This window comes from Robiginitalea sp. (assembly GCF_049588695.1).
Taxonomy (GTDB): domain Bacteria; phylum Bacteroidota; class Bacteroidia; order Flavobacteriales; family Flavobacteriaceae; genus Robiginitalea.
The window spans coordinates 1-7,272 of the sequence record NZ_JBAVZJ010000607.1; the positions used below are offsets into that span (position 1 = coordinate 1).

The 7,272-nt window shown below is 47.3% G+C and carries 7 protein-coding genes; 4 read left to right on the forward strand and 3 right to left on the reverse strand.

Features of this window, described 5'->3' with window-relative positions; genetic code table 11:
* The 3 genes from WBV75_RS13865 to WBV75_RS13875 form a co-directional block, all read left to right on the forward strand.
* Window positions 1–2,024: PQQ-binding-like beta-propeller repeat protein (locus tag WBV75_RS13865; RefSeq protein WP_424121177.1), on the forward strand; the 2,024-nt coding region annotated here is incomplete at its 5' end.
* On the forward strand, window positions 2,021–3,097 hold the full coding sequence (locus tag WBV75_RS13870) for a Gfo/Idh/MocA family protein (RefSeq protein ID WP_424121178.1): 1,077 nt from the start codon (window positions 2,021–2,023) through the stop codon (window positions 3,095–3,097). The genes WBV75_RS13865 and WBV75_RS13870, both read left to right, overlap by 4 nt.
* A 73-nt stretch (window positions 3,098–3,170) precedes the next feature.
* The gene (locus WBV75_RS13875) at window positions 3,171–3,548 is read left to right on the forward strand and encodes a hypothetical protein (RefSeq protein WP_424121179.1); all 378 of its coding nucleotides are present in this window, start codon (window positions 3,171–3,173) and stop codon (window positions 3,546–3,548) included.
* A gap of 19 nt (window positions 3,549–3,567) precedes the next feature.
* On the opposite strand, the gene WBV75_RS13880 is transcribed toward WBV75_RS13875, so the two are convergent.
* Genes WBV75_RS13880 through rpiB form a run of 3 tightly spaced genes read right to left on the reverse strand, consistent with a single transcriptional unit; the run spans window position 3,568 to window position 5,401 of the window.
* The gene (locus tag WBV75_RS13880) at window positions 3,568–4,014 is read right to left on the reverse strand and encodes a GNAT family N-acetyltransferase (RefSeq protein WP_424121180.1); all 447 of its coding nucleotides are present in this window, start codon (window positions 4,012–4,014) and stop codon (window positions 3,568–3,570) included.
* Between the two features lies 1 nt (window position 4,015).
* Window positions 4,016–4,930, reverse strand: coding sequence for a cation diffusion facilitator family transporter (locus tag WBV75_RS13885; RefSeq protein WP_424121181.1), 915 nt, complete (start codon window positions 4,928–4,930; stop codon window positions 4,016–4,018).
* 39 nt (window positions 4,931–4,969) lie between these two features.
* Window positions 4,970–5,401 (reverse strand): ribose 5-phosphate isomerase B, encoded by a 432-nt coding sequence (rpiB, locus tag WBV75_RS13890; protein WP_424121182.1) that lies wholly within the window; start codon window positions 5,399–5,401, stop codon window positions 4,970–4,972.
* A gap of 600 nt (window positions 5,402–6,001) precedes the next feature.
* Here rpiB and WBV75_RS13895 point away from each other — a divergent pair.
* The coding region (locus tag WBV75_RS13895) for a ribonuclease R family protein (RefSeq protein WP_424121183.1) at window positions 6,002–7,272 on the forward strand (1,271 nt) is incomplete at its 3' end.

The window sequence follows — 7,272 nt, forward strand, 5'->3', positions numbered from 1 at the left end:
ATCCGGGCCGCTCACATTTCAGTACGCTCAATGCCTTTACCCCTGAGAACGTCGGTTCCTTAACCCTAGCCTGGGAACACGCCCTGCAGGATTCCGGTCAGATGCAAATGAACCCGATTGTTGTGGATTCCATCCTCTTCGGGGTGTCGGCCTCCCTGCGAGCTTTTGCGCTGGATGCGCGAACCGGGGAGGCCCTTTGGGTCTTTGGAGATGCCCTGAATGAGGCAGCCTCCACAAGCCGTGGGGTGAGCTACTGGTCGGAAGGGAAAGACAAACGCATCTTTTATACCGTAGGGCCGGAACTCTACGCCCTGAATGCCCTTACCGGGGAACCTGTCCAATCCTTTGGGGCGGGGGGCAAAATCGACTTGCGCTCCGGAATGCCCGAGTCTGCCCGTTCCAAATTTGTGATTTCAAATACGCCAGGCGCCATTTATAAAAACCTGATCATCATGCCCCTTCGCGTGGCCGAAACGGTCGGGGCGGCTCCCGGAGATGTCATGGCCTTTAATGTAAGAACCGGCGAGTTGGAATGGGTATTTCACACGATCCCTCATCCGGGTGAGCCCGGGCATGAGACCTGGGAAGATCCTCAGACCTATCTCAACGCGACGGTGGGCGGAGCCAATAACTGGGCCGGAATGGCCGTCGATGGCGGACTGGAAACACTCTATATCCCCACGGGTTCAGCAGCCCCTGATTTTTATGGGGGGGATCGCATAGGAGAAAACCTGTTTGCCAACAGCCTGCTGGCCCTGGATGCAAACACCGGAGCCTACAAATGGCACTTTCAATTTGTACATCACGACCTTTGGGATCGGGATCCTCCTGCCCCCCCAAACCTGTTGACCGTAACGCGGGATGGGAAAGAAGTTCCCGCAGTCGCTCAGGTCACAAAACAGGGGTATGTCTTCCTGTTTAACCGCATTACCGGGGAGCCCCTCTTTGAAATTGAAGAGCGGCCTTTCCCAGGTTCCGATCTCAATGGAGAAACGGCCTGGCCCACCCAGCCTGTTCCTAAAAAACCAAAACCTTTTGCCCGCCAGGCCCATATGCTGGACACCAGTGATATCAGTCCATTTGCCCCCAACCGGGAGGAATTAAAAGGCATATTCTTAAGCGCGGATAAAAGGGAATACCGCCCTCCCGGGAAGGATCCGGTTTTGCTTTTACCCGGTTACGATGGGGGCGCCGAGTGGGGGGGTGCCGGAGCAGACCCGGACAAGGGGGTTTTGTATGTAAACTCCAACGAAATGCCCTGGTTTCTTCAGATGGCTCCCGTAAATCAAGTGAATTATAGCAGCCCCGGGGAGTCGGTCTACAACAAACACTGCGTCGTCTGTCATCAAAGCGACCGTTCCGGGGTTCCGGCCAGCGGGTTTCCCTCCCTGCTCGAGCTGGAGGGTCGGATAACGGCGAACGAACTCGAGGCGCTGCTCGTACGCGGGAAAGGAATGATGCCCGGGTTTCCTCAAATTTCGGCTACTGAGAAAAAGGCCCTTCTTCGTTTTCTCCTGAATCAGGAAACAGACTCACAGGTAATGGGTAAAACCGAAGTGTCCGAAGCCCTGCCCCCGGATACAGCGGCCCCTGCTGTACCCTATCAGCATACGGGATATTCGAAGTTTCTCGACGCTGACGGGCATCCCGCCATAACGCCGCCCTGGGGGACGCTCCATGCTATAGATATGAATTCAGGGGAGTATTTGTGGAGTGTTCCCCTTGGGGATACTCCGGGCATTGAAACTCCTGACGGGAACCCGACGGGAACTGAAAATTACGGGGGGCCGGTAATCACCGAAAACGGCCTGTTGTTTATCGCCGCGACCAAAGACGGATATTTCAGGGCGTTTGATCGCCGGTCCGGAGCACTCCTTTGGGAATACCGGCTTCCCGCTCCCGCTTTTGCGACTCCGGCCCTCTACGAGGTGGGCGGGGTTCAGTATATTGCCCTGGCCTGCGGGGGAGAAAAATTAGGGACCCCCAAGGGTAATAAAATCATCGCTTTTGCACTCAAATTATGAACAAACCTGTTAAAATACTCGTGGTCGGTTGTGGCAATATGGGAAGCAGCCATGCGCGCGCCTACTGTGAATTAAGGGATTTTGACATTGCCGGGTTGGTGAGTCGGTCTGAAGAAAGCAGGGAGCGTCTCTCGGATGCTTTAGGGGGTTATCCCACGTTTTCGAGTCTGCAGGAAGCCCTTGAAAATTCGGAGGTAGATGCAGTTTCTATTAATACCTATCCGGATTCCCACGCCCCGTTAGTCCGGGAAGCCCTCGAGGCAAACTGCCACGTCTTTGTGGAAAAACCCCTCGCCACCACTGTTGAGGCGGCTGAAGAATTAGTGGAACTTGCACACGAAAAAGGGAAGGTATTGATGGTCGGGTATATCCTCAGGGTGCATCCGGCCTGGATGCGGTTTGTACAAATCGCTCAGAAATTGGGAAAACCCCTGGTGATGCGCATGAACCTGAACCAGCAGAGTTCCGGACTGCAATGGCACACCCATAAACAACTTATGAACAGTATGTCGCCTTTGGTGGACTGCGGTGTCCATTATGTGGATATCATGTGTATGATGACCGGGGCCCGACCGGTAAGCGTCCAGGCCATAGGAGCCCGGCTGACAGACGAAATCCCGGAAGGGATGTACAATTACGGGCAGTTACAGGTGCGCTTTGACGATGGTTCTATCGGGTGGTACGAGGCCGGCTGGGGGCCTATGATGAGCGAAACTGCGTTTTTTATTAAAGATGTTATCGGCCCTGAGGGTTCTGTGTCTATTTCGGAAGTTCCCGAAGGGGAATCCGACGATATAGAAGGGCATACGAAAACCGGCGTTCTGCAAAGACATTATAATATTGTCGATGGGGAAGGGCGGTTTTTACACCCGGATGCCTTTATACAAATCGAGAATGAACCTGACCACGACGGCCTCTGTCGTCTCGAGCAGGAATTCTTTCTAAATGCGATCCGGGAAGGGTTGGATCTGGACGATCATTTAAAGGATGCGGTAAACAGCTTAAAAATTGTACTCGCAGCAGACGCATCCATTCGTCTCGGAAAGGTGGTTGAAATTCAAATAAAGGACTGATTTTTAAAGAATTAATTATGAGTTAATCCAGCCTTAATATTTGGTAATCCGCTGTTTTTTTTTATCTTATGACATGATAAAAATGGAAAAAAAGGAGAATCAGGACCTCCTTCAAAAATCAGTAGAGCATCTTGAGGCTCGTGGGTTTGGAGATATCAAGGTGGATATGACAGGATATGAAAGCCCAAAGTCCTATCTCAAAAAGAGTTCAGGGAACTCCGTAACCCCTGATATTACTGCGTCAAAGAACGGTGTGAACTATTTTTTTGACCTGAGTTTAAAGTCTGAGAAACCTACCCTTCTAAAGTCAAAATGGCTCTTTTTGGATACCCTCAGCCGTATGAAATCCGAGCGCTTTAGAATCATTACATTTCGGGGACACTACAAGTTTACCGATACCATGTTGAATGAATTGAACCTCGGAAGTAAAGATCCTATCAAAATTACCTGAGGTTTTCGCATTGGGTAGATTATTGGGCCGTCAATACCATTCGAATATGTGGTATCCCGTCCTCCTTGTATAATTCCCCCTCGGGTTTAAATCCCAATTCTTCGTAAAAGCGTTGAAGATAGGCCTGGGCAGAAATGGCAATCGGGCAGTCCCCTATTTCTTTTTCTATCGCCTGTATGGTAAATTCCATTAGTTGCGCCCCGTATCCGTTACCCCTGAACTGCGAAGGTACAGCCACCCTTCCAATACTCGCTTCTTTAAAATAATCTCCCGGCCGGAACACACGGCAATACCCGCACAATTCACTTCCTTTCCATCCCAGCACATGCAGGGCCTGAGTGTCCTTCCCGTCCATGTCCAGATAAATGCATTGCTGTTCGACCACAAATATCTCTGAACGCAACCTAAGTACGGCATAGAGTTCCTGAAGATTCAGCCCACTAAACGGTTTTATTTCTACTCGCATTTCAATCCTGAACAATTATATTCTTACTGTCACACTTTTCGAATTCCGGCTGAATATTAACGTGGTTAATGCCGAACTCCTCATAAACGAGTTTTTCAATGTCCACCAGGATCTTATCGAATTCAGATAAGGCGATATCCTCCTTAAAATCGATATGGGCTTCCATATGCAACTCATCCTCATTGAGTTGCCAGATGTGGACGTGATGCACATTCTCAATGGGGCCCAGTGCGCATATGGCCTTTACAATCTGCTTAACCTCTATGCTGGCAGGGGTAAAAAGCATAAGTACCCTCGTGGAATTTTTCAAAAGCTCGTATCCCATATAAATAAGATACAGGGCTATTATCAGAGTCAGTAAGGGATCGATCCAGAACCAACCGAAAAAATACATCAGAATTCCCCCCACAAGCACAGCTACAGAAGCCATCATATCTGTAAACAAATGCAGATATGCAGAGCGCATATTCATATTCCTGTCCGAATCTGATTTTAACAAGAGTACACTAAACCCATTGACGAGGATCCCGAGTACCGACATAGCAATTACAATACCCGTCCCCACCCCCTGGGGGTCCAAAAACCGCTCAATGGCTTCCTTTATCAGAAAGACGGCTACGATGATAAGGGTTGCCGAATTGACGAAGGCGGCAATAATCTCCGCCCGTTTATAGCCAAAAGTCTTGTTGGTGGAAGCCTGCTTATGGGCGAGGGTATTTGCGGCATAACTTATTATCAGGGAAATCACGTCGCTGAGGTTGTGAACCGCATCTGACAACAAGGCCAGGCTGCCTGAAATAATACCCCCAATGACCTGGGCAAGGGTAATGACCACATTGAGGATTATGGAAATGAACAGGTTCCTTCCTTTGAGGTCGTGACTGTGGTGGTTGTGGTGATGGTGTGTATGGCCCATCGGCGTATTGGCTAGCTTAATCGTAAAAGTCGGGCAAAACTATGCGCATGGTATTTTTTCTACCCTGCGGGCATGTCTGCCGCCTTCAAATTCGGTTTTTAAAAACACTTTAACCATTTCCAGTGCCTGGGGAATGGCGATAAACCTCGCAGGTAGACTGAGAACATTAGCATCGTTGTGGGTTCTGGCTAAAACAACCAATTCTTTATTCCAACATAGTGCCGCCCGGATTTTTTGGTGCTTATTTGCCGTCATGGCCGCACCATTGCCACTCCCACAAATAATAATTCCAAAATCTGAGTCACCCCGGGCTACGTCTTCCGATACCGGATGGACAAAATCCGGATAATCCACACTATCCGAACTATCTGTTCCCCTGTTAGTCACCTCATAGCCCATTGATTTTAATAATCCAACGATGGCTAATTTGTACTCGGTACCCGCGTGATCATTGCCGATAGAAATATTCATTTTGCCTTATTTAAGGATTTGATATAAAGGTACAAACCTCTTCAGGAATCCCCTTTATTAAATTTAATGAACATTTCACGAATTCAGAAATACCAAAACAAAGGGATTGCAGCCCCTGCGGTTTTAAGAGATTGTTTATAAATGGTCAATAACAATTAAAGGATTCTACTTGTATAAACCGGATGAATACCCCATTACGATTTACAGGTGCAAATAGCAAATGGTATTTATAAAAATAGCTTCATGACTTACTGACATTTCCACGTGGGATATGAACCTTAAATATTGTTTTATTTGTTCATATTTTAATGTTCACTTCTCCAGGAAGGGTATGTTGATAAAGGTTTTAATGTATTGATTCACTGATTCTTTATATAATCAGTTCTTGTCAATATTTCCTTTATAACAAGAAATGCAACTATCTGCTGTATTTTTTATACCGCTATTCACAAGCTATCATAATGATCATATTTTCTTTTAATTAAATAATAAACATTATAAAATAATATAAGCTGTTGATTAGTTAATAATTCCCTGAATAGAATTGATTCCGAATTGCCGCAAGAATAATTCGTAATTTTGCTTCAAACTAAATCGTGGATGTCGAAGAAGAAAAAGCGGGCGAAAAACCATTTTAAAAACGAAATCACCAAAGGGATATTTACCGTACTGGAGGCGGAACCCACAAAACCTTTCAACTATAAACAAATTGCATCTAAGCTCGGGATAACAGATTCAGAGGGGCGTAATTTTTTAATTAAACGACTTTCTGAACTCGGGGAGAAAAAAAGAATCCTGGAGGTATCCACGGGCAAGTATAAAGCCCTCTATGTTCCTGAAGTATATACCGGGAAGGTAGATGTGAACACCCAGGGAAATGCGTATATAACCACAGAAGAACTAGAGGACGATATATTCGTCAGTTTTCCTAACCTTAATAAAGCTTTTCACAAGGATACGGTCGAGGTGCAGTTATTCCAAAAGAAAAAGGGAAACCGTAAAGAAGGAAAAATAACGCGGATTCTCGAGCGTCATAAGACTGCTTTTGTGGGTATTGTGGATCTCTACAAAACCTTTGCTTTTGTCCGCCCTTCGGACTCCCGTATGTATACCGATTTCTTCGTTCCCCTGGACCAGTTGTCCAATGCCAAACACCGCGAAAAGGTCCTGGTTTCCTTAGAGAGTTGGCCGGACGATGCAGACAGCCCTTATGGGCGGGTGACCCAAGTTCTGGGAATACCCGGAGAACACGATACGGAAATGCATTCTATCCTTGCCGAATACGGTTTACCGTACTCGTTTCCTTTGGAGGTGGAGCACTATGCAAACCAACTCGATACGCGTATTTATCAGGAGGAAATAGATAAACGCAGGGATATGCGGGACATCCTCACTTTTACCATAGATCCGAAGGATGCCAAAGATTTTGACGATGCCCTGTCCTTCAGAACGCTTGAAAATGGGAACTTTGAAGTGGGCATCCATATTGCGGACGTATCCCATTACGTCCTTCCCGACACTATATTAGAGGAAGAGGCCTACGACAGGGCTACCAGTGTATACCTGGTTGACCGGGTAGTCCCTATGTTACCTGAAGTCCTTTCCAATAACGCGTGCTCCCTGCGTCCTAAAGAAGATAAACTCACCTTTTCAGCTGTTTTTGAATTAGACGGGGAAGTCCGTATACAAAAACAGTGGTTTGGCCGAACGGTAACACATTCGGATCACCGCCTTGCCTATGAGGAAGCCCAGCAGGTGATTGAAACAGGATCCGGTAAAATACCCGATACAATCTCTATTCGTGAAAAAGGATATACACTGCCTGATGCGGTTGTTCAGGCCATTGGCCAGTTGGATACCCTTGCGAAAAA

Coding starts and splice junctions, on each gene's coding strand:
- WBV75_RS13870 (WP_424121178.1), top strand. CDS start 2,021: ATGAACAAACCTGTTAAAATACTCGTGGTCGGTTGTGGCAATATGGGA.
- WBV75_RS13885 (WP_424121181.1), bottom strand. CDS start 4,930: ATGGGCCATACACACCATCACCACAACCACCACAGTCACGACCTCAAA.
- WBV75_RS13880 (WP_424121180.1), bottom strand. CDS start 4,014: ATGCGAGTAGAAATAAAACCGTTTAGTGGGCTGAATCTTCAGGAACTC.
- WBV75_RS13875 (WP_424121179.1), top strand. CDS start 3,171: ATGATAAAAATGGAAAAAAAGGAGAATCAGGACCTCCTTCAAAAATCA.
- rpiB (WP_424121182.1), bottom strand. CDS start 5,401: ATGAATATTTCTATCGGCAATGATCACGCGGGTACCGAGTACAAATTA.